The sequence below is a fragment of the Microcystis sp. MC19 genome (genome assembly GCF_003019735.1).
Lineage (GTDB): Bacteria > Cyanobacteriota > Cyanobacteriia > Cyanobacteriales > Microcystaceae > Microcystis.
Genome location: NZ_CP020664.1, coordinates 2,728,391 through 2,753,907, shown reverse-complemented (window position 1 = coordinate 2,753,907; position 25,517 = coordinate 2,728,391). Strand labels below are relative to the sequence as shown.

Annotated in this window: 21 protein-coding genes; 6 read left to right on the top strand and 15 right to left on the bottom strand. The window is 43.3% G+C overall.

The window, feature by feature from the left end; translation table 11 throughout:
* Positions 1–106: 106 nt before the first annotated feature.
* The 5 genes from tsf to B5D77_RS13935 all read right to left on the bottom strand — a co-directional run bounded on the left by tsf (position 107) and on the right by B5D77_RS13935 (position 3,739).
* On the bottom strand, positions 107–862 hold the full coding sequence (tsf, locus tag B5D77_RS13955) for a translation elongation factor Ts (protein ID WP_106909040.1): 756 nt from the start codon (positions 860–862) through the stop codon (positions 107–109).
* 116 nt (positions 863–978) lie between these two features.
* Complete coding sequence (gene rpsB / locus B5D77_RS13950; protein ID WP_039900525.1) at positions 979–1,776, bottom strand: 30S ribosomal protein S2; 798 nt, start codon at positions 1,774–1,776, stop codon at positions 979–981.
* A 156-nt stretch (positions 1,777–1,932) separates the two neighbouring features.
* On the bottom strand, positions 1,933–2,400 hold the full coding sequence (gene bcp, locus B5D77_RS13945) for a thioredoxin-dependent thiol peroxidase (protein ID WP_008206017.1): 468 nt from the start codon (positions 2,398–2,400) through the stop codon (positions 1,933–1,935).
* Positions 2,401–2,402: 2 nt separating this feature from the next.
* Positions 2,403–3,251, bottom strand: coding sequence for a M56 family metallopeptidase (locus tag B5D77_RS13940; RefSeq protein WP_008206018.1), 849 nt, complete (start codon positions 3,249–3,251; stop codon positions 2,403–2,405).
* Positions 3,251–3,739, bottom strand: coding sequence for a BlaI/MecI/CopY family transcriptional regulator (locus B5D77_RS13935; RefSeq protein WP_008206019.1), 489 nt, complete (start codon positions 3,737–3,739; stop codon positions 3,251–3,253). Before B5D77_RS13935 ends, B5D77_RS13940 begins: the two co-directional genes overlap by 1 nt.
* 20 nt (positions 3,740–3,759) lie before the next feature.
* Here B5D77_RS13935 and B5D77_RS13930 point away from each other — a divergent pair, with 20 nt between their 5' ends.
* Together B5D77_RS13930 and B5D77_RS13925 are read left to right on the top strand one after the other, a co-directional pair.
* Positions 3,760–4,056 carry a DUF4090 family protein gene (locus B5D77_RS13930; protein WP_008206020.1) on the top strand — a complete coding sequence of 99 codons (297 nt, stop codon included), beginning with the start codon at positions 3,760–3,762 and terminating at the stop codon, positions 4,054–4,056.
* A 186-nt stretch (positions 4,057–4,242) separates the two neighbouring features.
* Complete coding sequence (locus B5D77_RS13925; protein ID WP_008206021.1) at positions 4,243–5,403, top strand: sugar phosphate nucleotidyltransferase; 1,161 nt, start codon at positions 4,243–4,245, stop codon at positions 5,401–5,403.
* Here B5D77_RS13925 and B5D77_RS25895 read toward each other — a convergent pair.
* On the bottom strand, positions 5,400–5,576 hold the full coding sequence (locus B5D77_RS25895) for a hypothetical protein (protein ID WP_159036968.1): 177 nt from the start codon (positions 5,574–5,576) through the stop codon (positions 5,400–5,402). The two genes, B5D77_RS13925 and B5D77_RS25895, sit on opposite strands and share 4 nt — an antisense overlap.
* Between B5D77_RS25895 and B5D77_RS13920 the strand changes: the two genes are divergently transcribed.
* Entirely contained in the window at positions 5,575–6,813 is a 1,239-nt protein-coding gene (locus B5D77_RS13920; RefSeq protein ID WP_008206022.1) for a hypothetical protein, read from the top strand. The genes B5D77_RS25895 and B5D77_RS13920 overlap by 2 nt on opposite strands.
* 337 nt (positions 6,814–7,150) lie before the next feature.
* Here B5D77_RS13920 and B5D77_RS26655 read toward each other — a convergent pair whose 3' ends face one another.
* Both B5D77_RS26655 and B5D77_RS26650 read right to left on the bottom strand, forming a co-directional pair.
* A complete protein-coding gene (locus tag B5D77_RS26655; protein ID WP_216362947.1) occupies positions 7,151–8,107 on the bottom strand; it encodes an IS110 family transposase in 957 nt (318 codons plus the stop codon).
* Between the two features lie 546 nt (positions 8,108–8,653).
* Entirely contained in the window at positions 8,654–9,610 is a 957-nt protein-coding gene (locus B5D77_RS26650; RefSeq protein WP_216824543.1) for an IS110 family transposase, read from the bottom strand.
* A gap of 699 nt (positions 9,611–10,309) precedes the next feature.
* On the opposite strand from B5D77_RS26650, the gene B5D77_RS26645 reads away from it, so the two are divergent.
* Complete coding sequence (locus B5D77_RS26645) at positions 10,310–11,266, top strand: IS110 family transposase (protein WP_216362947.1); 957 nt, start codon at positions 10,310–10,312, stop codon at positions 11,264–11,266.
* Positions 11,267–11,628: 362 nt separating this feature from the next.
* On the opposite strand, the gene B5D77_RS13905 is transcribed toward B5D77_RS26645, so the two are convergent.
* The 6 genes from B5D77_RS13905 to B5D77_RS13880 form a co-directional block, all read right to left on the bottom strand.
* Entirely contained in the window at positions 11,629–11,895 is a 267-nt protein-coding gene (locus tag B5D77_RS13905) for a type II toxin-antitoxin system HicB family antitoxin (RefSeq protein WP_106909037.1), read from the bottom strand.
* 11 nt (positions 11,896–11,906) lie between these two features.
* The gene (locus tag B5D77_RS13900; RefSeq protein WP_002784337.1) at positions 11,907–12,095 is read right to left on the bottom strand and encodes a type II toxin-antitoxin system HicA family toxin; all 189 of its coding nucleotides are present in this window, start codon (positions 12,093–12,095) and stop codon (positions 11,907–11,909) included.
* A gap of 17 nt (positions 12,096–12,112) precedes the next feature.
* Complete coding sequence (locus tag B5D77_RS13895) at positions 12,113–15,577, bottom strand: tetratricopeptide repeat protein (protein ID WP_106909036.1); 3,465 nt, start codon at positions 15,575–15,577, stop codon at positions 12,113–12,115.
* 65 nt (positions 15,578–15,642) lie between these two features.
* Positions 15,643–18,111 (bottom strand): CHASE2 domain-containing protein, encoded by a 2,469-nt coding sequence (locus tag B5D77_RS13890; protein WP_106909035.1) that lies wholly within the window; start codon positions 18,109–18,111, stop codon positions 15,643–15,645.
* Positions 18,112–18,126: 15 nt separating this feature from the next.
* Positions 18,127–19,254 (bottom strand): DUF1822 family protein, encoded by a 1,128-nt coding sequence (locus tag B5D77_RS13885; RefSeq protein ID WP_106909034.1) that lies wholly within the window; start codon positions 19,252–19,254, stop codon positions 18,127–18,129.
* 2 nt (positions 19,255–19,256) lie between these two features.
* Positions 19,257–20,504, bottom strand: a complete 1,248-nt coding sequence (locus B5D77_RS13880; RefSeq protein WP_106909033.1) for a sigma-70 family RNA polymerase sigma factor — start codon at positions 20,502–20,504, stop codon at positions 19,257–19,259.
* Positions 20,505–20,776: 272 nt separating this feature from the next.
* Here B5D77_RS13880 and ftsH3 point away from each other — a divergent pair, with 272 nt between their 5' ends.
* Both ftsH3 and miaA read left to right on the top strand, forming a co-directional pair.
* Positions 20,777–22,630, top strand: coding sequence for an ATP-dependent zinc metalloprotease FtsH3 (gene ftsH3 / locus B5D77_RS13875; RefSeq protein WP_002763074.1), 1,854 nt, complete (start codon positions 20,777–20,779; stop codon positions 22,628–22,630).
* Positions 22,631–23,219: 589 nt separating this feature from the next.
* Positions 23,220–24,167 carry a tRNA (adenosine(37)-N6)-dimethylallyltransferase MiaA gene (gene miaA, locus B5D77_RS13870; protein ID WP_106909032.1) on the top strand — a complete coding sequence of 316 codons (948 nt, stop codon included), beginning with the start codon at positions 23,220–23,222 and terminating at the stop codon, positions 24,165–24,167.
* Here miaA and B5D77_RS13865 read toward each other — a convergent pair.
* On the bottom strand, positions 24,109–25,515 hold the full coding sequence (locus tag B5D77_RS13865) for a DUF2079 domain-containing protein (protein WP_106909031.1): 1,407 nt from the start codon (positions 25,513–25,515) through the stop codon (positions 24,109–24,111). The genes miaA and B5D77_RS13865 overlap by 59 nt on opposite strands.
* Positions 25,516–25,517 lie beyond the last annotated feature (2 nt).

The following is a 25,517-nucleotide window of genomic DNA, read 5'->3' as shown; positions in this document are numbered from 1 at the left end:
TCATCTTATATTTAATTCCACCCACCCACTTAATTCCTAATTCATAATTCCCTGAAGACAAAAAGGGTACGAAACTCGCACCCCACCGGATTCATCTTCATTTAACTTACTTTTTCTTTTTGCCTTTAGCGGGCGGATTATCCTTCGCTGCCGGTTCCGGGGCTTTTTCCTCCACTTGCGGGGCTGCTGCTACGGGTTCCGGGGCTTTTTGTCCCATTTGGGCGGCTACTTCGGCGGCGAAATCCGTTTCTTCTTTTTCGATCCCTTCACCCAGTACAAAGCGTTGGAAACGACGCACCTGAATATTTTCTCCCAAAGTTGCGATCGCTTGTTTAAGCAATTCGTCAATACTGATGTTCTGATCGCGGATAAAGGGTTGATCGAGCAAGGAAAGTTCTTTCAAACGTTTTTCAATGCGGCCAGCTACGATTTTTTCTTTGATATTATCGGGTTTATTGGCTAAATCGTCCCGTCCCATCTCAATTTCTTTTTCTTTGGCGGAGATTTCGGCGGGAATATCGGCTACTTTCACATATTCGACGTTAGGACAAGCGGCAATCTGCATGGCCACGTCATTAACCAATTTTTTGAACTCCTCGCGACGGGCAACAAAATCGGTTTCACAGTTCACTTCTACTAAAACACCGATGCGGCTGCCGGTGTGGATGTAACTGCCGATCATCCCTTCTGCCGCTACCCGACTGGCTTTTTTCTCGGCGGAAGTAATCCCTTTTTGACGCAACCATTCGATCGCTTTGGTTATATCCCCCGCGTTTTCCGTCAGCGCCCTCTTGCAATCCATCATGCCGGCGCCGGTCTTTTCCCTAAGTTCTTTAACCTGTTGTGCTGTAATTTCTGCCATAAAATTCCTAACCTACTGCTTATAATTGATCATGCCACGAGAGGGGCAGGTTTGACCGCTCGCTAAGTCCGGAAAGTTTCCCCCCGAACCTAGCGGCGATCAATAGCTAATTTTCCCTAGTTATCCTCGTCTCCACTGGCAAATTCGGCGGCGTATTGGGAATAATCACCTTCTTCCTCGTACTCGGTTTCATCCTCGTAGTCTTCCTCGTATTCTTCCACCGCCGCTTGACCACCGCGACGACCTTCGATGATCGCATCGCCAATTTTGCCTAAAATTAGTTTGACTGAGCGAATCGCGTCATCGTTAGCGGGAATCGGCACATCTACCAAGTCGGGATCACAGTTAGTATCCAAGAGGGAGATGATGGGAATGCCCAATTTTTGGCATTCTTGGATAGCGTTGTATTCCCGACGCTGATCGACTACGACGACTAAGTCCGGCAGCCGGCGCATGGTTTTAATACCACCGAGGTATTTTTCTAGTTTGCCCAATTCCCGACGCAGTACCGATGCTTCTTTTTTCGGTCGTCTATCGAGGGCGCCGCTACTTTCTAATTCTTCTAATTCTTTGAGTCTTTCTACCCGGCCGCGAATGGTTTCCCAGTTGGTTAACATTCCCCCTAACCAGCGTTGGTTAACGAAGTGGCTACCGCTGCGTAAAGCTTCCTGTTTGATGATTCCTGCCGCTTGCCGTTTCGTACCGATGAATAAAAAGCGTTTACCGCGATCGGCTTCTCCTCGGACAAATTCGTAAGCTTCTTCGATTAATTGGGCAGTTTGCACCAAATCAATGATATGAACCCCATTTCGGGCAGTGTAGATGTACTGAGACATTTTCGGGTTCCAACGGCGCGTTTGATGGCCGAAGTGAACCCCAGACTCTAGCAATTCTGCGAGAGAGACAACGGGCATATTTTTCTCCTTTTCGGGTTTATCCTCCATCTAGGGCTGGATTTCTAGATTCCTAGAAACACCCGATCGCCTAGATGTGCGATTTTTGACAACTTTTCTAGTCTAACACGAAAGGGCGCGATTGCCTACCCGTAAATATTCGGTACTGAGGGCTTGCTACTGCAATTCCTCAAGTTTTTTCAAAACCGCTTCTGCGTGGGCTTTTACCTTGACATTTGACCAAATATAGGCAATATTTCCCCGGGGGTCGATCAGGAAAGTGGAGCGTCGAATCCCCATATATTCCTTACCCATAAATTTTTTTAATCCCCAGACTTGGTAAATTTCCGCCAGTTGATGTTCGGTATCGCTCAATAATTGAATGGTTAAATTGTGTTTTTCAATAAAACGACAGTGGGACTTGGCTGAATCGGGACTAACTCCTAGAATTACCGCGTTTAATTGCTGAAATTGCGGCGACAAAGCGGTAAAATTGATCGCTTCTGCGGTGCAGCCCGGGGTGTTATCTTTGGGATAAAAATATAAGACCAACCACTGACCGGCAAAATCTGCTAAATTGCTAATTTCGCCCCTTTGGTTGGGGGTGGCAAATTCGGGGGCTTTTTGTCCAATTTCTAGGGTCATTTTTAGGAGTGCAAAGGCAACAGTAAGAAAGGAGCGAGGGAGAGGGAAAGCAATAGCCAGACTTGATAGTTAAATCTGGGAAGTTCGGGTTTTTCTGAATCGACTAAAGCTTCAATTCTCTCTAATAAACGATTATTTAAGGAATTATCATTGAGAGCGACACAGCAACTATCGGAAAAACTTATTTCCGCTACTTGATTAACTTTTTCTGCCACTAAAAGCAGGGACTCAGCTAATAGTAAATAATCCACTTGTCTGGAGGCGTACTTATCGGCGCGTAATTCCCGCAAGAAGACCAATTCTGACCATAAATTCTCACTATTGGGCAGCCAAGAAGACATGGAGCGCAGCCAACCTAACCAGAAAAACCAGAAAGTGTCATGATATTCTTGGTGAGCTTGTTCGTGGGCTAAAACTGCTTGTAAATGTTCTTGATCCAAGAGATTTAATAATCCTTGCGTTACAATTAATTCCGAATTCCAAAAGCCAACTCTGGCACTGTAGGGAAAATTCACTGCTAAAACTCTCGCCTTCTGAGCGGTGATTTTTTTGAGGGGATAACTGCTAAAATCCCGATGGGTTTGCCAAGTTTGATAGGAGAGTTTTATCAAACAAAATAGAGCAAAAACTAGCCAAATTATGGCACTAAAGTAACTAATTAAACTGGAGTTATAGCCCAACATTTGCCCCCGATAGCCCATACAAACCACAGATATAACTGTCATTAACAGCAGCAAAGGCGGAAAGAGGAAGAAAAATAGCGTTGTCTGCCAACGACGCTGATAGCTGGGCAGAAACCAACGTAAACCAATGGCGATAGTTAATGCTAGTAATAACATTAAACTGTGCATTAGCGTTCTCCCCGTTGTTGACGAAGGGTATCTAAACGAGCGGCGATTGCTTTTAATTGTTCCACACTAGCAGTATCGAGACTATCGGCAAAAGAAGCCACCACATCCGCATTACCAATAGCCAAAAAACGATGTAATTGTTCGTAGGCTTTAATTGCCTGTGCTTGTTCCTTAGAAACCATCGGTTTCCAGTAGAAAATCCGACCCTGTTTATAACAACTTAACCAGCCTTTATTAGTTAAACGACGCAGTACCGTAGTCACAGAAGTATAGGCCAGATCCCGTTCTGGATCGGCTAAAATGCGATCGTGGACATCCTTAACGCTGACGGTTTCCAATTCCCAGACAATATTGAGGATTTCCGCTTCTAGGGGGCCTAGGGATAACTGTTTTGGTTGATAGGTGGGCAATTGAGCCATAGTTACACAGAAATGAAGATTACTTTCCTGATCATAGCGGCGGATATCGATCGCCTGATAAAATAGCAACGATCTTTTATATTATCTTTATGTCCATCGAAACTAATTTAACCACGACTACGGGCGCTGATGCCATCGATGTGGCGATCGCTAATGGCATTGATTTTGATGGTTCCCCAATTCCCCAGGCAAAATTGGAACTTTATCACCGGGTCATGGGTTTGGAAGCAGGACGACAAAGAAGCGGAGTATCTAACACGATGAGATCGCGAATTGTCCGCATCGGGGCCAAACATATCCCCCAAGAGGAATTAAATCAGCTGTTGTTAGCCGCCGATTTTGCCCCTCTCAAGGAGAAAGAAATCGCTTTTTACTATCTCAAGTAGTCAAATTTTTGCTCGCCATTTTTCGCCTAGACTGCTTGCGGTTAACCGGATTGTTGGAAAAATTAGGCAAGGAGTCTAGGTTGATCTAATGGTCAAGAGGATCGATAACCACTGATTCCGAGCCGGTAATGATACACTAGGCATGATTTAACTACAAACCTCGATCGCAAAAGGAAATAAACATCGATGAAAGCCATGATTTTGGCGGCAGGCAAAGGAACTCGCGTCCGTCCGATTACCCATACGATCCCCAAACCGCTGATCCCGATTTTACAAAAGCCGGTGATGGAGTTTTTGTTGGAACTGTTGCGACAGCATGGCTTCGATCAGATCATGGTCAATGTCAGTCATTTAGCCGAAGAAATTGAGAGTTATTTCCGTGATGGTCAGCGTTTTGGGGTGCATATCGGCTATTCTTTCGAGGGTAGAATCGAAGAGGGCAAGTTAATCGGTGATGCCCTCGGATCGGCGGGCGGTTTACGACGAATTCAAGATTTTAATCCCTTTTTTGACGATACCTTTGTGGTTCTCTGTGGTGATGCGCTGATCGATCTCGATTTAACCGCAGCCGTTAAATGGCATCGAGAAAAAGGAGCGCTCGCCACTATTGTCACCAAAACCGTCCCCAGAGAGGAAGTATCCAGTTATGGGGTGGTAGTTAGCGACGAGGAGGGAAAGATTCTCAGTTTCCAAGAAAAACCGGCCATCGATGAAGCTTTGAGTACCTGCATTAACACGGGTATCTATATTTTTGAGCCAGAAATCATTGATTTTATTCCCCCTAATAGTAAATACGACATCGGGGGCGAGTTATTCCCCCAATTAGTCGCTAAAGGTGCGCCTTTCTACGCTTTAAACATGGATTTTGAATGGGTGGATATCGGTAAAGTCCCCGACTACTGGCAGGCAATTCGCGGGGTGTTATCCAGGAAAATTAAAAATGTTGCTATCCCCGGCATCGAAGTTAAACCTGGCATCTACACGGGCTTAAATGTGGGGGTAAACTGGGATCGAGTCGATATCACCGGACCTGTGTACATTGGGGCAATGACGCGCATTGAGGACGGAGCGAAAATTGTCGGTCCGAGTATGATTGGCCCGAATTGTTGGATTTGTGGCGGCGCGACGGTGGATAATAGCGTTATTTTTGAATATTCTCGCCTCGGTTCAGGGGCGCGTTTGGTGGATAAGTTGGTCTTTGGGCGCTACTGTGTTGATAAAACCGGCGCGGCGATCGATGTGGAAGCGGCAGCCTTGGATTGGTTGATTACCGATACCCGCAAGGTTCCCCCAGAATTTGATCACCCTAAACATCAGGCGATTCGTTCTTTATTCCATGGCAACTAGGCAACACCGCAACTGGGAAAACCACTTCCTGTGCGTTGTGGGGAATGATCAATTATGAATGATGAATGATGAATTGGGGAGACGGGGAGAATAAATAAAAGCACATCTCCTATCTCCTGACTCCTGAATACTAACTCGCCAAAAGGAAAACTTCCTACCTCACCACTTATCATGTTTGATTCTCCTGTTGATCTTCTCATTCTCTCTAATGGTCCGGGAGAAATATCTACATGGGTGCGTCCAGTTGTCAAGAGATTGCGACAAAACTTAACAGAAGATCGATCGCGGTTGCGGATTTCGGTGATTCTTTCCCCTTGTACCCATTCTATGGGGGCGGAAACGGAAGTGGTTAGGAAATATCCAGAGGTCGATCGAGTCCAGTCGCCAGAAAACTTCTTTAATTTTCTTTTCTGGGGAAAAACCGCCGATAATTGGGATTGGCATCCCAAGGGCATCGTTTTATTTTTAGGGGGCGATCAATTTTTTGCCCTCACCATCGGTAAACGTTTGGGTTATCGCAGCGTTATCTATGGGGAATGGGAAGCGCGTTGGTATCGGGGGATCGATCGCTTTGCCGTAATGAATACAAGTGTATTAAATAATATTCCCCAACAATATCAGCATAAATTTACTGTTATCGGCGATTTAATGGTGGATTTGCCCACTGCTATCACCCCCGATGACGATCCCTTAATTGCACTTCTCCCGGGTTCCAAACCCTCGAAATTAGCTCAGGGTGTACCCCTAACCCTAGCCATTGCCGAAAAGATACACGCGCAGGCTCCCCGGACTAAATTCTTAATTCCCGTCGCTCCTACCCTAAATTTAGCTTATTTGGCGAAATTTGCCGATCCTAGCTATAATCCGATGATTACTAAAACCGGTTGGAGTGCTGCCCAATTAAAAAACGGAGAAAAACCCTATTTAGAAACAGCTAAGGGGGTAAAAGTTGACCTAATTACCGATTTTCCCGCCCATAACCAGCTTTCTCGCTGTCATTTAGCTTTAACGACGGTGGGTGCTAATACTGCCGAATTAGGGGCGCTGGCAATCCCGATGATTATTTTACTACCGACTCAGCAACTAGATGCGATGAGAACTTGGGACGGTTTACCCGGTTTATTAGCCCAACTGCCGGGGGTGGGTTCTTTATTTGCTAAGATAATTAATCTCTATATGTTGCGAAAAAAACGTTTATATGCTTGGCCAAATATTTGGGCTGGTGCCGAAATTGTTCCAGAATTATTGGGGGAATTACAACCAGAAGAAGTGGCAAATATGGCTAGATCTTGGTTAGAAAATCCCGAACAATTAGAGGCTATCCGGCAAAAATTGCGGGCAGTGCGTGGGCAAGCAGGAGCAGTGGATAAGTTAGTATCTATTATTGCCGAACAACTGTCTAGTTTTTAAGCAATCAGATAATTAGGGTTTGCTGAATAAATCTAAAAACCTTGTTGGGTAAGACTTTTAGACTTTTTGTCAATCAAAAAGTACCAGGTATGGGAGTGATCAGGGGGAAAATTCCGGGACTTTTTCCCTAAAAATTAGGTAAGTAGGTGGGTGTAATTAAATATAAAATGAACGTAGCGACTGTCTTGATTGTCAAGGGGTAACTCAAAAAACAATCAAGGAGTTGCTGTCGAACCTAAAATCTCAAGCCAGAAAAAAGCGCAGCAAAAACTAAGTCGCTCAGGTTAAACCAAAGCAAGCGCAACCCTTGATCAGAGATAACAAAAAGTGTGAATCTCTAGGAACAAGGTGGTAAATTGTCAGCAAGCTGCCAAGGCTGATTTTGGCGAACCATTGCATTAAGAATAACTAAGATTTTCCGCACACAAGCAGTCAGAGCCAGTTTTTTTGATTTACCTCGTCCGACTAGGCGTTCGTAAAAAGTTTTAATCACCGGATTATGACGCATAGCTACCACCGCTCCCATGTAAAGAGTCGCCCGAATCTGAGCGCGACCTCCCTGAATCATTCGCTTACCTTTATGTTGACCACTATCATGATTAATCGGTGCGACACCGACTAAGCGAGAGATTTGTTTGGCGGTTAATTGACCGAGTTCTGGTAAGTCGGAGACGAGAGTAGTAGAAATTACTTGACCAATCCCCGGCACGGTTTTGAGTAAATTGACTTTCTCGAGCCATTGTTGGTTAGCTTGGGTCAATTCCTCAATTTCTTGATTGAGTTTTTCGAGGCAGTTATCGAGATACTCAAGATGGGCTTCGATATCGACCAAAGCTTTACCGCGAGCGCGTTCCCGTCGGTTTTTTTCGGCAGTCCGCATCTCGACAAGTTGCCGGCGACGACTAATTAAGTCGCCCAATTGACGAGATTCTTCCGACTCAACCGCTAATATTTGCGGTTGCATTGCTTCGCCAAAATGAGCTAAAATTTGAGCGTCAATGGCATCGGTTTTGGCTAATTTACCAGTGGCTTTAGCAAAGTCTCTTCCTTGACGGGGATTGATTAAGGCTACAGGTAAATCCGCTTCTTGTAATTGAATCACCAGTTCAGTTTCTAAACCTCCTGTTGCTTCCAGAACGATGAGGTTGACAGTGTAGGATTTTAGGGTTTCGACCAGTTTAGATATGTCCTCCTTTGTGTTAGCAACTTTCATCGCTTTACTGAGGGGACGAAGGTAAACATCTAGGGTCGCTTTACTAATGTCAATGCCTACCCATTGAGAGATATTTTCCATGATTAAACCTGAGAAATTGGCGGGATTAATGGTTCTTTTGGAGAGCATCCCCTTGATTTTACTCATCCTTGCCCGATACGGTCTCTTAGCTTAACAATTGATTGTTTTCGCCACGACCCCGGCGACTGTTCGAGTTTTGTCAGGGAGATTATGGTGGTGACCCTTGCTACGAAGCGGTCTTTTCCGACCAAGGTTGGGACGGTCTACCACCTCTCTCAATATACAAGGTTGGGTTGACGTAAGGAAACCCAACAATACACCCAAGGAAACCCAACAAAAAGATTCAGACGGATTTAGGTGTTGGCTGTTGGGTTTCGCTTTCCCTGAGAATTGAGAGGTTTTCTTTAACATATTGATTCGCTCAACCCAACCTACCGTTTCGTAGCGACTGTCTTGATTGTCAAGGGGTAACTCAAAAAACAATCAAGGAGTTGCTGTCGAACCTAAAATCTCAAGCCAGAAAAAAAGCGCAGCAAAAACTAAGTCGCTCAGGTTAAACCAAAGCAAGCGCAACCCTTGATCAGAGATAACAAAAAGTGTGAATCTCTAGGAACAAGGTGGTAAATTGTCAGCAAGCTGCCAAGGCTGATTTTGGCGAACCATTGCATTAAGAATAACTAAGATTTTCCGCACACAAGCAGTCAGAGCCAGTTTTTTTGATTTACCTCGTCCGACTAGGCGTTCGTAAAAAGTTTTAATCACCGGATTATGACGCATAGCTACCACCGCTCCCATGTAAAGAGTCGCCCGAATCTGAGCGCGACCTCCCTGAATCATTCGCTTACCTTTATGTTGACCACTATCATGATTAATCGGTGCGACACCGACTAAGCGAGAGATTTGTTTGGCGGTTAATTGACCGAGTTCTGGTAAGTCGGAGACGAGAGTAGTAGAAATTACTTGACCAATCCCCGGCACGGTTTTGAGTAAATTAACTTTCTCGAGCCATTGTTGGTTAGCTTGGGTCAATTCCTCAATTTCTTGATTGAGTTTTTCGAGGCAGTTATCGAGATACTCAAGATGGGCTTCGATATCGACCAAAGCTTTACCGCGAGCGCGTTCCCGTCGGTTTTTTTCGGCAGTCCGCATCTCGACAAGTTGCCGGCGACGACTAATTAAGTCGCCCAATTGACGAGATTCTTCCGACTCAACCGCTAATATTTGCGGTTGCATTGCCTCGCCAAAATGAGCTAAGATTTGAGCGTCAATGGCATCGGTTTTGGCTAATTTACCAGTGGCTTTAGCAAAGTCTCTTCCTTGACGGGGATTGATTAAGGCGACGGGTAAACCCGCTGCTTGTAATTGAATCACCAGTTCAGTTTCTAAACCTCCTGTCGCTTCCAGAACGATGAGGTTGAGCGTGTAAGATTTTAGGGTCTCGACCAGTTTAGATATGTCCTCCTTTGTGTTAGCAACTTTCATCGCTTTACCGAGGGGACGGAGGTAAACATCTAGGGTCGCTTTACTAATGTCAATGCCTACCCATTGAGAGATATTTTCCATGATTGAACCTGAGAAATTGGCGGGATTAATGGTTATTTTGGAGAGCATCCCCTTGATTTTACTCATCCTTGCCCGATACGGTCTCTTAGCTTAAAAATTGATTGTTTTCGCCACGACCCCGGCGACTGTTCGAGTTTTGTCAGGGAGATTATGGTGGTGACCCTTGCTACGAAGCGGTCTTTTCCGACCAAGGTTGGGACGGTCTACCACCTCTCTCAATATACAAGGTTGGGTTGAGGCACGAAACCCAACAATAGACCCAAGGAAACTACCGTAGGTTGGGTTGACGTAAGGAAACCCAACAATACACCCAAGGAAACTAAAGTAGGTTGGGTTGACGTAAGGAAACCCAACAATAAACCCAAGGAAACCCAACAAAAAGATTCAGACGGATTTAGGTGTTGGCTGTTGGGTTTCGCTTTCCCTGAGAATTGAGAGGTTTTCTTTAACATATTGATTCGCTCAACCCAACCTTGTATATTGAGAGAGGTGGTAGACCGTCCCAACCTTGGTCGGAAAAGACCGCTTCGTAGCAAGGGTCACCACCATAATCTCCCTGACAAAACTCGAACAGTCGCCGGGGTCGTGGCGAAAACAATCAATTGTTAAGCTAAGAGACCGTATCGGGCAAGGATGAGTAAAATCAAGGGGATGCTCTCCAAAAGAACCATTAATCCCGCCAATTTCTCAGGTTTAATCATGGAAAATATCTCTCAATGGGTAGGCATTGACATTAGTAAAGCGACCCTAGATGTTTACCTTCGTCCCCTCAGTAAAGCGATGAAAGTTGCTAACACAAAGGAGGACATATCTAAACTGGTCGAAACCCTAAAATCCTACACTGTCAACCTCATCGTTCTGGAAGCAACAGGAGGTTTAGAAACTGAACTGGTGATTCAATTACAAGAAGCGGATTTACCTGTAGCCTTAATCAATCCCCGTCAAGGAAGAGACTTTGCTAAAGCCACTGGTAAATTAGCCAAAACCGATGCCATTGACGCTCAAATTTTAGCTCATTTTGGCGAAGCAATGCAACCGCAAATATTAGCGGTTGAGTCGGAAGAATCTCGTCAATTGGGCGACTTAATTAGTCGTCGCCGGCAACTTGTCGAGATGCGGACTGCCGAAAAAAACCGACGGGAACGCGCTCGCGGTAAAGCTTTGGTCGATATCGAAGCCCATCTTGAGTATCTCGATAACTGCCTCGAAAAACTCAATCAAGAAATTGAGGAATTGACCCAAGCTAACCAACAATGGCTCGAGAAAGTCAATTTACTCAAAACCGTGCCGGGGATTGGTCAAGTAATTTCTACTACTCTCGTCTCCGACTTACCAGAACTCGGTCAATTAACCGCCAAACAAATCTCTCGCTTAGTCGGTGTCGCACCGATTAATCATGATAGTGGTCAACATAAAGGTAAGCGAATGATTCAGGGAGGTCGCGCTCAGATTCGGGCGACTCTTTACATGGGAGCGGTGGTAGCTATGCGTCATAATCCGGTGATTAAAACTTTTTACGAACGCCTAGTCGGACGAGGTAAATCAAAAAAACTGGCTCTGACTGCTTGTGTGCGGAAAATCTTAGTTATTCTTAATGCAATGGTTCGCCAAAATCAGCCTTGGCAGCTTGCTGACAATTTACCACCTTGTTCCTAGAGATTCACACTTTTTGTTATCTCTGATCAAGGGTTGCGCTTGCTTTGGTTTAACCTGAGCGACTTAGTTTTTGCTGCGCTTTTTTCTGGCTTGAGATTTTAGGTTCGACAGCAACTCCTTGATTGTTTTTTGAGTTACCCCTTGACAATCAAGACAGTCGCTACAGTTTCGTAGGTTGGGTTGACGTAAGGAAACCCAACAATAAACCCAAGGAAACCCAACAATAGACGCAAGGAAACCCAACAATACACCCAAGGAAACCCAACAAAAAGATTCAGACGGATTTAGGTGTTGGGTGTTGGGTTTCGCTTTTCCTGAGAATTGAGAGGTTTTCCTTAACATATTTATTCGCTCAAACCAACCTACGGAACTACTGATACCTCAATGAGTAGAAAAGCGATCGCATCTTGATGATCCGCGTCGGTTAAAATGGTTTCGAGGGTGCTAGGGGTGGGAATTTCGTCCCCATCTGCCAACATAAAGGAAATATGACCTTTTAAGGCTTCAGTTGCCATTTTTTTCGCTTCTTCGATGGTTTCTCCTGCACTAATACAACCCGGAAAGTCATAAAATTGTACCCCATAATCACTATGTTTATCTTTATGAACGGTGGCTAAATAAGTAATCATTGATTTCTCCTTTATCGTAATTTAATACCGGCTTGTTTTTCGATACTGATTAGGGTTTTAAGGGGAATATCCTTTTTAGGGTGAGGAACAGTCACTTTCCCTTTTTTATGGGGATGTTTAAAATGATGATGACTTCCTGTTGTACCTACTTGATACCATCCCTCATCCTTCGGTTTTTTGATAATTTCTCGACTTTCCATAATTGATGATTTCTATTTCACCCCCCTAATTGTTGTAAAATCTGCATCACCTTTTCATAAGCAGCCATATTATTCTGTTGGCGGAATAATATAGCTGCTTGTTGTAGATCAATTTTTGCTTTTTCGGGTTGTCCTAATATGGCATATAAAATACCACGATTGGCGTAAGCCTCACCATAATTACGATTAAGTTCAATAGCTTTGTTGTAGTCAGCTAAAGCTAATTCGTATTTTTGTTGGTCATAGTAAATATTCCCCCGATTGTTGTAAGCCATAGCTAAATTACGATTAAGTTCAATAGCTTGGTTGTAGTCAGCTAAAGCTAAATCGTATTTCTGCTGGTTATGGTAAAGAAGCCCCCGATTGTAGTAAGCATTAGCATAATTAGGATTAATGTCAATAGCTTTGCTGTAGTCAGAGAGGGCTAAATCGTATTTCTGCAAGTCAGAGTAAAGAATCCCCCGATTGTTGTAAGCATTAGCATAATTAGGATTAATGTCAATGGCTTTGCTGTAGTCAGAGAGGGCTAAATCGTATTTCTGCAAGTCAGAGTAAAGATTCCCCCGACTGTTGTAAGCCTCAGCAAAATCAGAATTAATTTTAATAGCTTGGTTGTAGTCAGAGAGGGCTAAATCGTATTTTTGTTGGTCATAGTAAATATTCCCCCGATTGTAGTAAGCCCCAGCAAAATCAGAATTAATTTTAATAGCTTGGTTGTAGTCAGCTAAAGCTAATTCGTATTTTTGTTGGTCATAGTAAAGATTCCCCCGATTGTTGTAAGCCTCAGCATCATTAGGATTAATTTTAATAGCTTGGTTGTAGTCATCTAATGCTAATTTGTATTTTTGTTGGCGACGGTAAAGATTCCCCCGATTGTTGTAAGCCTCAGCAAAATCAGAATTAATTTTAATAGCTTGGTTGTAGTCAGAGAGGGCTAAATCGTATTTTTGTTGGTTATAGTAAAGAAGCCCCCGATTGTTGTAAGCCATAGCTAAATTAGGATTAAGTTCAATGGCTTTGTTCCAGTCAGCTAAAGCTAATTCGTATTTTTGTTGGTCATAGTAAATATTCCCCCGATTGTTGTAAGCCATAGCTAAATTAGGATTAAGTTCAATGGCTTTGTTCCAGTCAGCTAAAGCTAATTCGTATTTTTGTTGGTCATAGTAAATATTCCCCCGATTGTTGTAAGCCATAGCTAAATTAGGATTAAGTTCAATGGCTTTGTTCCAGTCAGCTAAAGCTAATTCGTATTTTTTTTGGTCATAGTAAATATTCCCCCGATTGTTGTAAGCCATAGCTGAATTAGGATTAAGTTCAATGGCTTTGTTGTAATCGTCTGATGCTAATTCGTATTTTTTTTGGTTATAGTAAAGAATCCCCCGATTGACATACCAAGCAGCACGGGGAGCGAGCTCAATTGCCTGAGTAATTGCGGCTAATCCCTCATCATAGCGTTTTAATTCACTTAATACTGACCATTTCTCATTATAGTAATTGGGGTTATTGGGAACCAGAGAAATCGCCTGATTAATCACCGTTAATGCTTGCTCATAATTTTCTCTGGCTTCTCTTTCTCTACCAGCACTTGTTGAGAAGTCACCTAAAAAGCGATAAACTACACTTTGCCGTTGTAAAATACTACTGTGAAACTTCTTTAAATCTTCCCGTTTAGGTAAGGTATTAATCGCTTGTTGCAAAGCTTCTATAGCTGGTTGATGTTCGCGTAATTCAAATAACGCTAATCCCTTCCCATACCAGGCTAAATAGACATTCTCGGGGTCATTTTGCTTAATCGCTTCATCAAAGGCTTTAATTGCTTCCTCAAACCTGAATAACCGCCATAATTGTCCCCCCCTTTCTATCCAAATATCCGCCTTCGCATTGGTATTAGGGACAATAACACCAGTAATCGCTTGAATAATTTCTTGTTGTTGTTGCGGACTAACTTGGGGTTGAGCAGTGGTTAATAATTGCGGTTTTACCTTCAATCTTTCTTGCAATCCGATAAAAGTGCTAATGGGAATCCCTAAACTAAACCCTAGCTGAATTTCCGTTACCCCTGCTGTTTCCGAACTTCCATGAATCCCTATTACTCTCCCCTGGGAGTCTAAGACTGCACCGCCACTCATGCCCCCAAATGTGATGCTGGTATAAACTAATTCATAGCCTCCGGTTAAAGAAGCAACACTTTGTAATGTTCCACTTTGTTGCGTGCTTAAGTCACTTTGGCGGGTTTGTATTAATCCCGTTTCTTTATCGTGAATTCTACCGCCACTAAACAACCATTTCGAGGGATTTTGTCCAATTTTAGGGAAGCCTGCTACGAAAACAAAATCACCGGTATTTGGGTTATAATTCGCTATTTCCGCAACGGGATAATTGTCCAGGCTTTCAAACTGAAAAACTGCTAAATCTACCCCTTCCTGCCGGATGATGGTGCTTTTCTCGATGTTTCGAGTTTTGCCGTCGCTGGTGACGACGGTGTAGGTGAAATTGGCACAGGTGTTTGTGCCTTTGATTTTTTCGCAGAAGACGTGATCGGCGGTTAAAACCGTGTAAATATTCCCTTCTTTAGCGATAATGACACCGCTACCGTTTCCACCGCTCGTACTATCAATCCGCACGGTGAAACCCTTGGCTTTTGTTTCTAATTCGGCGATATAGTCAGTAGGGGCGGTGGTTTCTATATCGGGGTTCACCGGCGGTAGAGGTAGGTTATAGGCGCTGAGGATTTCGGGCCGGATGTAGGTTAATAGGGTATGAAGGAGAATGCCCCAGTTAACCGCTCTCATCTGTTGGATTTCTGCGTCTGTGGGTTTTGTGCCGTCTTCGTAGATGTAGTTAGAGAGAATCGGATGGGCCGATCGCCCGTTAATGCCGATTAACTCCCCATCGACAAAAATGCCGCCGCCGCTCATTCCCTGCACGATATCGCCACTATAACCGACGCTGTAGCCCTCCCGGAGGGGTCGATCGCTCACCTGTTCGAGGGTTCCCTTTGTCGTCCGATACTGTCCCGTTTCGGCAACATATCCCGCGGCCACCACTTCTAAACCGATCCTGTCTTGATTGGGGGTAAACTCCGCGATGGTGGCGATCGAATAGTCCCGGGTATCGCTAAACTCCAGCAGAGCGAGATCTTGATTCTCCGATAGGGAATTGGGGACAATGCGGGCCGCACGGCTGTGGCCGTCGTAAGTTTGTACCTGTAGGGTTTTCGTGTTGCGGGTAACGTGGGCGTTGGTTAGGATAAGGTAATTATCGCCTTTTTTAGCGATAATCGTCCCCGATCCCCGATTTGTCTCGCTAGTAATCCGAACGGTGACTCGTTGTAGGAATTGCTCCTCGGTAAGCTCCCGATCGCCCTGTGCCGTCAGAATGGGATGATTAGAAATATTTCCGGCAGCCGGGGTGATAAGGGTTAACCCGGGTTGAGGCAGTAGGGAGAAAAGAAGGATGAGGGCGATCGAAGGTTTGATCATGGCTGTTACCTAGCTATTTTAAATAGTAGAAAACGGGTTTCTCCGAGAAACCCGTTTTCTGTGCGTTACTTAACGGATTTAGTATAAGAACGAAGAAAAAAGAAGATACTGGAGGTGGTGAGAAGTGCGATCGCTGGGGGAATAATCGGAACCCAGAGACCGAAATAACTAAAGAGAAGCCAACCGATACCAGTAAGGGAAATCACAGCGATCACCACTGTCAAAAGTACCGTTTTTACCCGAAGAAAACGCCACGTTAATAATCCCCCCACCAGGGACCAACCTAGCACCCAGAAAGCCTCCTGTAGGGGATTCCAAAAAGCGATCGAGGTACGTTTTCCTGTCATTGTATCGAGAATTTGACTGACTGCGTGCGCGTGCAAATAAACCCCCGGAATTGCTTCCGATGGGTTGCGACTAAAGGGGGTTAAAAAATCATCAATCCCGGGTTCTGTTACTCCAATCAGGACAATTTTTTCCCGGACTGATTCGGAATTAAAACGCGGATCTAAAACCTGTTGGAGAGATTTTTTCGGGGCAATTTTTGTGATTGCATCGCTGCCATTATCGGCGATTCGACGGTAAGCGAGCATAACTTGACGGCCGGATCGGGTATCGGATTGACTGGTTCTATAGGGGCCGCGGTTGGATTGTAGCCAGTCACCGAGATGAGTATCCCCGATATTAATTTCTAGAATTCCCCGCTCCAGTTTATTGCAGTCAAAATCTTGATTCTGGGATTCTAGATATCGTTTGGCAATTAGGAGACTAAAACTAGGAGCATAATCTTTAAAATTACAGGACATTGAGTCAACTTTGGCCAAAGAATCCGGGGGAAGACAGGGAGAGGTGCGATCGAGTTTTGCCTGATATAAAAAACGACGAATTCGGGGAACTCCGGCAATGGTTTCGTCTGGGACTATGTTACTAAAACCACTCTGATTTTTTGGCAGTTCCGGTGGTGGGGGAAATCCGTCCGGTTGCGGGTAATTATTAAACTTACAAATCGAGATAAAATTAGGAGTATTTTGTAATTGTTTGGCTAGGGGTGGATAATCTTGACTGGCAGCGATGGGACGGAGGATATCTAAGGCGATAATTTGCGGTTCGTAGGGCAGTAATTTATTTAAAAGCTGCGATAATGCTTCTCCTGCGAGGGAACGTTTTTGATCGCTTCCCGGTATTGTTGGTCTTTTCATACCCATGCGATCTTGATATTCCCAATCTTGGCGATCAATGGTAATAATTAATAATCTTTCATCGGGTTTATCTTTGGGTTTTAGTTGCATCAGACGATCATAAATATTTAATTCTAAGGGTTCTAAAATTCCTGTTTCTCTTATTGCCAAGACTGTCATGGCTACGGCTAAACCTAAACCGAAAGTTAGAGCGAATCGTCGCCAATTTTGTTGTTTTTGAGGGGAGTTACTGAAACTATGCCAAGTGGGGGGTTCTTCGGTGGGATTGGGGCAAACTACGGGCAGCCAACTGGCACAGGGATAGTCTTTTTCCCAGTCATCGTGGAGATTTTTTTGGGCTTCATGTACGGCGCTATAGAGAGATTTATTATTGGTAAAAGCGGTTAAAAAGTATTGCAGAAATTTGGGAGAAACGGGATCGGGTAATTTCTCGCGCATAAAGATTAGATGGGGTAATGCCATCCCTTTTTCCCGTGATAGTTGTTGTGCCAAACCGATACCATCACAGGAGTTAAATATCGCTAACTTTAACCCGTTTTTAGTGGCTTCTCCCAGAGAAAAGCTAAAATCAGCTATCTTTAATTTATGAGTTTCTGTTAGTTGAATTTCGCAATCTTGACCATCTTCTGTACTGGCACTATGACCGCTAAAAAAGAGGATATTCCAAGTTTCTTGACGCAATAACTGATTTAATTTTTGCGGGTGAGGGGCTTTTTCCCAGATAATTTCTGCTCCTGCTTTTCCCGCAATATCGTCTAAAGTTTTGCGATCTTCTTCGAGAAATCTTAAGTCGGTGGCATAGCCTAAAATGGCTAAAATCCGAATTTTTTCATGATTTTTTAATTGTCTGGTTAAGGTATCGTATTCCGAGACAATAATGGCTATATCTGCGCCGGTATTTTGGAGGATTTCCCATTTTTCCCAGGGGAATCTTTGCAGCCAAATATTATCGGTTTGTAACCAGATACGAAAGTTATTGCCAGAGCGCAGAATTGCGGTTTTGATCGTTTCAAATTCTGGGCTATTATTCAACCATTTGTTTAAGTTATCCTCAAATAATTTGGCTTTTTCTTGGCAGTTTTTAAAGACTAAACTCTGCTGAGAACTATTGGTAATTTGTTGGGGATTGCTATCTTTTAAGACTTTAAAAAATCCCTCTAATTCACTATAGTGACGTTGCCATTGACGGTAAAGAGTTAATAACTCTAAATTAGCTGGTAGCCTTGCTTTGATCACAGTTTGGGGACGAGAATTAAGATCGGGACGAATTTCTAATTTTACTTTAAATCCCCGATCAAATGTGCCATCTAGTTCGAGAGTTAGGAGTTTAATCATTAAGTTTTTCCTCGCTTATACTTGTAAATATTCGGTTACTCTTGCCGATTCTAAGGCCACTTCAATAAAGAATTTATCCCCCAATTCAGCATCAAATCGATAACGAATAAATTCATCGTTATCTGTGGCAATTACTTCTCGAAAAACCTGACCAGTTTCGGTGAGAATAGTTAATTTTAAATGGGGGGGTAAAGTGCTTGTTTCTCCGGTGGGGTAAACAGTCGCTTGCAGGCTAAATACTTCTTCAGTTTTAGCGATAGTAATCATCAAAGCGAGGGGATTTCCCAGTAATTCTACTCCTAAATCTTTGATGCGTTTAATTTCTGTATTTTTGAAAGCTGGAACCAGTGACAGTGAGCTAAAATTGAGAATACTTTGCCAATCAATGGGGAAATTATCAGTAAACCAATTGGTTAACTTGACGGGGGATTTTTGCCGACGGGTAATTAAAATTTTTCTCCAGTTACTATTGACGATAACTGCTGCCCATTCTTGAAAAGTAACGGCTTTTCTGGGAAAGATTAACTGAGGATTAGCTAAGATGTCTAGTAAGGTTGTCAATCTATCTAAAGATAGTTTTTCTTCCATCTTTTCCCGTTCAATCTTAACTGCTTGTAATTGACACTCTCCCCATAAATCCAAAGAATCTGATCCTGATTGCAGTTGATTTCTCGGTAGAGAGTAGTTAAGATTACGCTTAATATATTGTCCTTTTTCCTTAATATCTTTATGGGTAGTATAACCCCAAATTCTCAGATAACTTTCGGCAGTGTTTACCTGTACCGCTAGATAATAATCACCAATTAATTGAGGAATATCTACCCATTCTTGAGGAATTTCGATCGCTTCTAGATCCAGAGTTTCGCTGGCAATAACTATTACTGACTTTTCGCCTAATTTAACGGTAAAACCATTAACTCCTAGTTGCCAGAAATCCTCTTGATTTTCTACTAAGCTAACCCCTGTAATCCCTGACTGTAGATAGTTAAAAATAACTTGTTGACAGAGATAATTAATATAAAATCTCTGACGAATACTGGCATCAGTAAAACTGGCACTCTTTGCCCAACTTATCTCTTGAATATCTGCGGGTATTTCTAGCCAAATGCTATCAGGAGTTAGTTCTAACCAATCATTAACCATAATTAATCCTCCTGAGTTGTTGCGCTGGTTTGATAGTAGTATGTTAGCCATGGTTCTATTGCCTTACTAATAACTTCTCTATCGTGAGACTGGAAAGAAATATGCAGGTTTTCGCTGGCCCAGGGTAAAAACTTTTTAGCGAGGTGACGATAAACTTTATCCAGTTCCCTAGAAACCTGATATTGTTTGATAACCACCGTGGTGATTTCTGTAATCTTAGCGGCAATTGCCACTTGTCCCAACCCTGAACCATAAGTCATCTCTAGAATTAACTGAATTTGCGGATGCAGTTTTGCCTGTTGCGGCTGCTGACAAATCTGTGAAATTTCTGCGCGTAACCAAGCTAGAATTTTTTGGTGATTTTGTTGCGACTCGCGAAAATTTTCCGCCGCTTCCAATTGCTGCCAAGGGTTATTATGGAGAGTATCTTCGATCATTTCTTCCCTCGTGCTACTTTCCCCACCCCCTAAAGGTTGCTGTAGAGAAATTGTTTTTCCTTGGGGAAATAAATGATCAAAAATAGCTTGTCCCGCATCCTTTAACCATCGGGTAATTGTCGCAGAATTGATTTTGATGGTAGAGTGGCTATCCGAGTTATAAGCAGCGGCGATTTTTTGCCAGATTTCTGGACTAGGTTCCTGAATTTTACCATCGGTTTTGATTTTTGCCTGGGCATAAATTTCTTTATAGTAATCCCAAGCTAAAAGGTAATTTTCGAGAGTTTCCCCCACTAATCCCCTCGCCAGGAGAGCTTGGCTGAGACGCGCTCCGGTAGAATTAAGTAGTAGGCTCCAAGTATTATGGCCGAATGCTTGACTAATCTGACGGATGCGATCGATTAAGCGATATTTAATCCTCTGAGTGGCAAAATTATCGAAGCGAGTGGAGAATAAAGGCTTAAAGTCAGCTAAGATAGCCTCAAAACCAAGAATTCCTTCGTTAAAGTAGTCTTCGATCTGATAATCTAGTTTAGCTTGATATTTTTGATAGATTTCGGCAGCAGCCCAGTAGCAAGGTTCCTGCAAATAAGCGTATAAATGCCCACGGAAAAGATGATTTTGGGAACCGTGATTCTGATACTGTTGGTGAAAGAATAGGGACCAATACTCCTCGGACTCGACATTAGGATCGATTGGGCCATAGCTTTCCATGTTACGACGCAAACGCCGATCGCAATTCCATTGTGTCCTATTTTGCTGCAAAACTAAAAAGCAACAAAACTTCTCCAGCAAAGTCTCTCGTTTTTTCATCTAGCTACTCCCCGTGGAGGTCAACTAAACTCTCTATCGTTCCACTTGCAGCTTTTATGCAGTATTTTGGCATTTTGTTACAAATTGATCATACTCGGTCTAGGAGAGTCACATTGACATACTCCCCCACCCCCAACAGCTAACCCTCATGCAGGACCAGAACAGGCATATTAAAAAAAAACCTGTCCACTGTTCCTGAGAAACGTTAACATAAGTTAACAACCCCTTAACAACCGATAAGATCATCCCCAATTTATCAGGAGTTCGACAGCGTGAACAAAAACGGTAATAACAAAAAATGGCGCAATGCGGGACTATATGCCCTATTGTTAATCGTAGTCCTTGCCTTGGCCTCAGCTTTCTTTGATCGCCAGCCAGCAGTGCAACAGACTTGGAAGTATAGTGAATTTTTACAGGAAGTACGGGAAGGTAAAGTAGAAACCGTGCGCTTAAGTGCCGACCGGCAACGGGCGATCGTACCCACCCAAGATGGAGCAAATGTATTAGTTAACCTGCCCAACGATCCGCAATTAATCAACATCTTGGCAGAAAATAACGTTGATATTTCCGTACTGCCCCAAAGAGAAGAAGGAGTATGGGTAAGAGCCTTCAGTAGCCTATTTTTCCCTATATTGCTTCTTGTTGGTCTATTTTTCTTGCTCCGTCGCGCCCAAAGTGGCCCCGGTTCCCAAGCGATGAACTTCGGCAAATCGAAAGCAAGAGTACAGATGGAACCCCAAACCCAGGTTACTTTCGGTGATGTGGCCGGGATTGAAGGGGCAAAATTAGAATTAAACGAAGTGGTGGACTTCCTCAAAAATGCCGATCGCTTCACGGCAATTGGGGCAAAAATCCCCAAAGGAGTCCTTTTAGTCGGTCCTCCGGGGACAGGTAAAACCCTGCTCGCTCGCGCAGTAGCTGGAGAAGCAGGAGTCCCGTTTTTTAGCATTTCCGGTTCGGAATTTGTGGAAATGTTCGTCGGGGTGGGTGCTTCTCGCGTCCGCGACCTATTTGAACAAGCGAAAGCGAATGCACCTTGTATAGTTTTTATCGATGAGATTGATGCTGTCGGTCGTCAACGGGGTGCCGGTTTAGGGGGTGGTAACGATGAACGGGAACAAACCCTCAACCAATTATTAACGGAAATGGACGGTTTTGAAGGTAATACAGGTATTATCATTATCGCCGCCACTAACCGCCCCGATGTGCTGGATGCCGCTTTATTACGTCCGGGTCGTTTCGATCGCCAAGTGGTGGTGGATCGTCCCGATTACGCTGGCCGTAAGGAAATCCTTAATGTCCACTCCAGAGGCAAAACTTTGGCCCAAGACGTGGATCTCGATAAAATCGCCCGTCGTACCCCCGGTTTTACCGGTGCGGATCTGGCTAATTTGCTCAACGAAGCCGCAATTTTAGCGGCACGTCGCAATTTAACCGAGATTTCCATGGATGAGATCAACGATGCGATCGATCGTGTTCTAGCAGGTCCTGAGAAGAAAAATCGCGTCATGAGTGAAAAACGCAAAACTTTAGTTGCTTACCATGAAGCTGGTCACGCTTTGGTGGGTGCTTTAATGCCGGATTACGATCCCGTCCAAAAAATTAGTATTATTCCTCGCGGTCGCGCTGGGGGTTTAACTTGGTTCACTCCCAGCGAGGATCGCATGGAATCCGGGTTATATTCTCGCGCTTATCTGCAAAATCAGATGGCTGTAGCTTTGGGGGGTCGTTTAGCGGAAGAAATTATCTTCGGTGAGGAAGAAGTGACTACGGGTGCTTCTAATGACCTGCAACAGGTGGCACGAGTAGCGCGGCAAATGGTAACTCGTTTCGGCATGAGCGATCGCCTAGGGCCGGTGGCTTTAGGTCGTCAAAATGGTAATGTTTTCCTAGGTCGTGATATCGCTTCCGATCGAGATTTCTCCGATGAAACTGCGGCAGCTATTGACGAGGAAGTGCGTAACTTAGTGGAACAGGCCTATCGTCGCGCTAAAGAGGTTTTAGTCAATAACCGCGCCATCTTAGACCAGTTAGCGCAAATGTTAGTGGAAAAAGAAACCGTGGACGCGGAGGAGTTGCAAAATATCCTCGCTAATAACGATGTGAAAATGGCGGCTTTAGCTTAAGTTTTGTAACATTTTCTTGACAAACAGCATCCATCAGGGTGCTGTTTTTTTTGATAGCTGTTAATCGGGTGCATCTCAATTTTTGTCAATCCCACACAGAGAAAACGGGTTTCTCGGAGAAACCCGTTTTCTACTCATGTAATTTGGGATTTTTAAGCGGAAACTTTCTCCTAAAGTTGATTCAAGGTAGGGTTGATTCAAGGTAGGGTTGATTCATGAATCAACCCTACCCAAACCCCGAAGCGCATTAGTTTTTCGGTGGGATGCTTACAGATAGCTGCTGATATATCTGTAATAATTTAAGAGTCACTGATAATTAATGTGGGATGTACCCCTGTTAATCAGCTTCACAATACCCAGTTTAAATGCGTCTTAAGTAGGGAGGCACAATTATTTGTAGGATGGGTTAGCGGTAGCGCAACATGAGCGGACGTTGGGTTTCATGCTTCAACCCAACCTACGTTGATCTTATATTTAATTCCACCCACCCACTTAGCTTAACAGTCCTGTCTTTTCACTGATTACTGATTACTGTTCACTGATTACTGATTACTGTTCACTGATTACTGATTACTGTCATGTAGCGTCGATGACTACTTCCTCTTTACCTATTTTAATTGTTATTTGTGGGGCAACTGCCACAGGAAAATCCAGTTTGGCACTACAATTGGCCGAAAAGTTTAATTCAGTAATTCTCAGTGCCGATTCCCGACAAATCTATCGAGAATTTAATATTGGTACCGCTAAACCTAGCTTAGAAGAATGTCAGCGGATTCCCCATTATCTAATTGATATTTGCGCTCCTCAAGATAATTTTACCCTAGCACAGTACCAAGAACAGGCTGAGGATTTAATCACCACTCTCCACTATTCTCCTCTGTTTTTGGTCGGTGGTACGGGACTTTATATCAAGTCCATTGTCAAAGGTTTAAAAATACCGAGGGTTTCTCCTCAAGCGGATTTAAGACAGCAATTACAAGCTTTAGGACAATCCTATCTTTATCAAATTCTGACGCAGGTAGATGAGGAGGCTGCTAAAAAAATTCATCCCCATGATCAGGTAAGGACTTTACGCGCTTTAGAGGTTTTTTATCTGACAGGAAAACCTATTTCTAGTCAGCAGGGAGAAAACCCTCCCACTTATCCAATTTTACAAATTGGTTTAGATTGTTCCCCAGAAAGTTTAGACAAGCGGATCACTGTTCGTACTGATCAAATGATTGCAAAAGGATTAGTAGCAGAGGTGCAGAATTTGGGGGATAAATACGGTTGGGATTTGCCACTTTTGCAGACTTTGGGTTATGCAGAGATTAAGCAATATCTCCTCGGAGAAATTTCTTTAGAACAGGCGATCGATTTAATTATCCTCCATACCCGTCAATTTGCCAAACGTCAGCGCACTTGGTTTCGTGCCGATGCTGATATTATCTGGTTTCCCATCGATAAAGAAAATTTATTGGAATTGGTGGAACGAAAAATTATTTTGTTTCTTGAGGGGTTGTCAAGGCCCGATATAAAAACACATCATCCTGATTAAGGATTAACTGGAAGTTCTCATTTTGATTCAGTTTATTTAAGTGATCATCAATTAGTTCTGGTGAACTAGACCAACCGGGATGACGGCGATCGAGTAGAATATAATTAAATTGATTTAAATCTAGGGATTGGGAACCTTCGATCGCTAATTTGATCATTTCTCGATGGGTAAGATGGGGGGCAATTCTAGAAGTAGTCAAGACACTCTCATTGGTGGTAATTTGGGTGAGAGCTTTTTGGGTGGCGGACCAAGTATCGAGGGAATTTAAATACAGTGACCAAAAATAGCCGTATTTAGCTAAGGCAAAAAAGGCAATAATTGCCCAAGTAATTATCCATTTAGGCTGCTTCAACCAGCTGCTATTATGGGCTAAAGTGGCGATAACCGCTAGAAATAAAAAGGGCAAAATTGGCAGGGAATATTGAGTGGTTAAGTTTTTTTGTGGGGCATGATCTGCTAATAAATTTAAAGCGAGTGCGGGAATAGCAGCAATTATTGGGGCAGAATAGCGCCAAGATAAACCCCAAAGTAAGGGAATAAATAATAGGATGAGGTATTCTAGATTATTGCCAGTAAAGATTTTTCCCAAGACAAGATCGGGTTTGAGGAAAAGATTAAAGATAATTGCTGGTAAACTATCTCCTAGATAACTATATCGAGAATCGGCCATTTCAATAACTGCTGATTTTCCTGTCAGGAGAGGAATTAATAACTTCGTGGTGATAATAAACCAAAGAATGCCGCTAATAATAGCAATTATTCCCGAGATTTTTTTCTTTTCCCAGAGAAGTAACCAGATACCCATTCCCAACAATGTTAAAGAGAGAATTGCTTTACAACCGAGAATAACAATGATTCCTAGACAAAATCCCCAGAGATTATTTAATCTTGCGGCCAAAATTGTCCAAAAAATCGCTGGCACTGCGATCACTTCAGGATGAAAATCAAAGAGATTAACATTAAAAATCAGGGGATAGAGCAGATAAACTAAGGCTAATGTATAAGCTTGTTTTTCTTTTAATCCCGCTTGTATTGCCAATTGCCAGAGGGGAAAAGCGGCAAGGGAAAGGGAAAAAGCTTGCAATAAAAGCAGCCAATAAACGCTCGGATAAATTTTATAAAGTAAGGCTATAGGATAGAGAATAAAAGCGATATGATCGCCTAAAATATGGTAGTCAACAAAAGATATAATCGGTAGTTTACCTTGAGAAATTAGGTAAACTCCCTGATCAAACCAACCAAGATCGAGAGCGTTAGATTGAAATAAAATATGTCTGATGCTGCTGCAAATAAACAGGATTATTGTAGCGCAACCAATTAACCAAAATAAATAATTTTTTTTGAGCATAA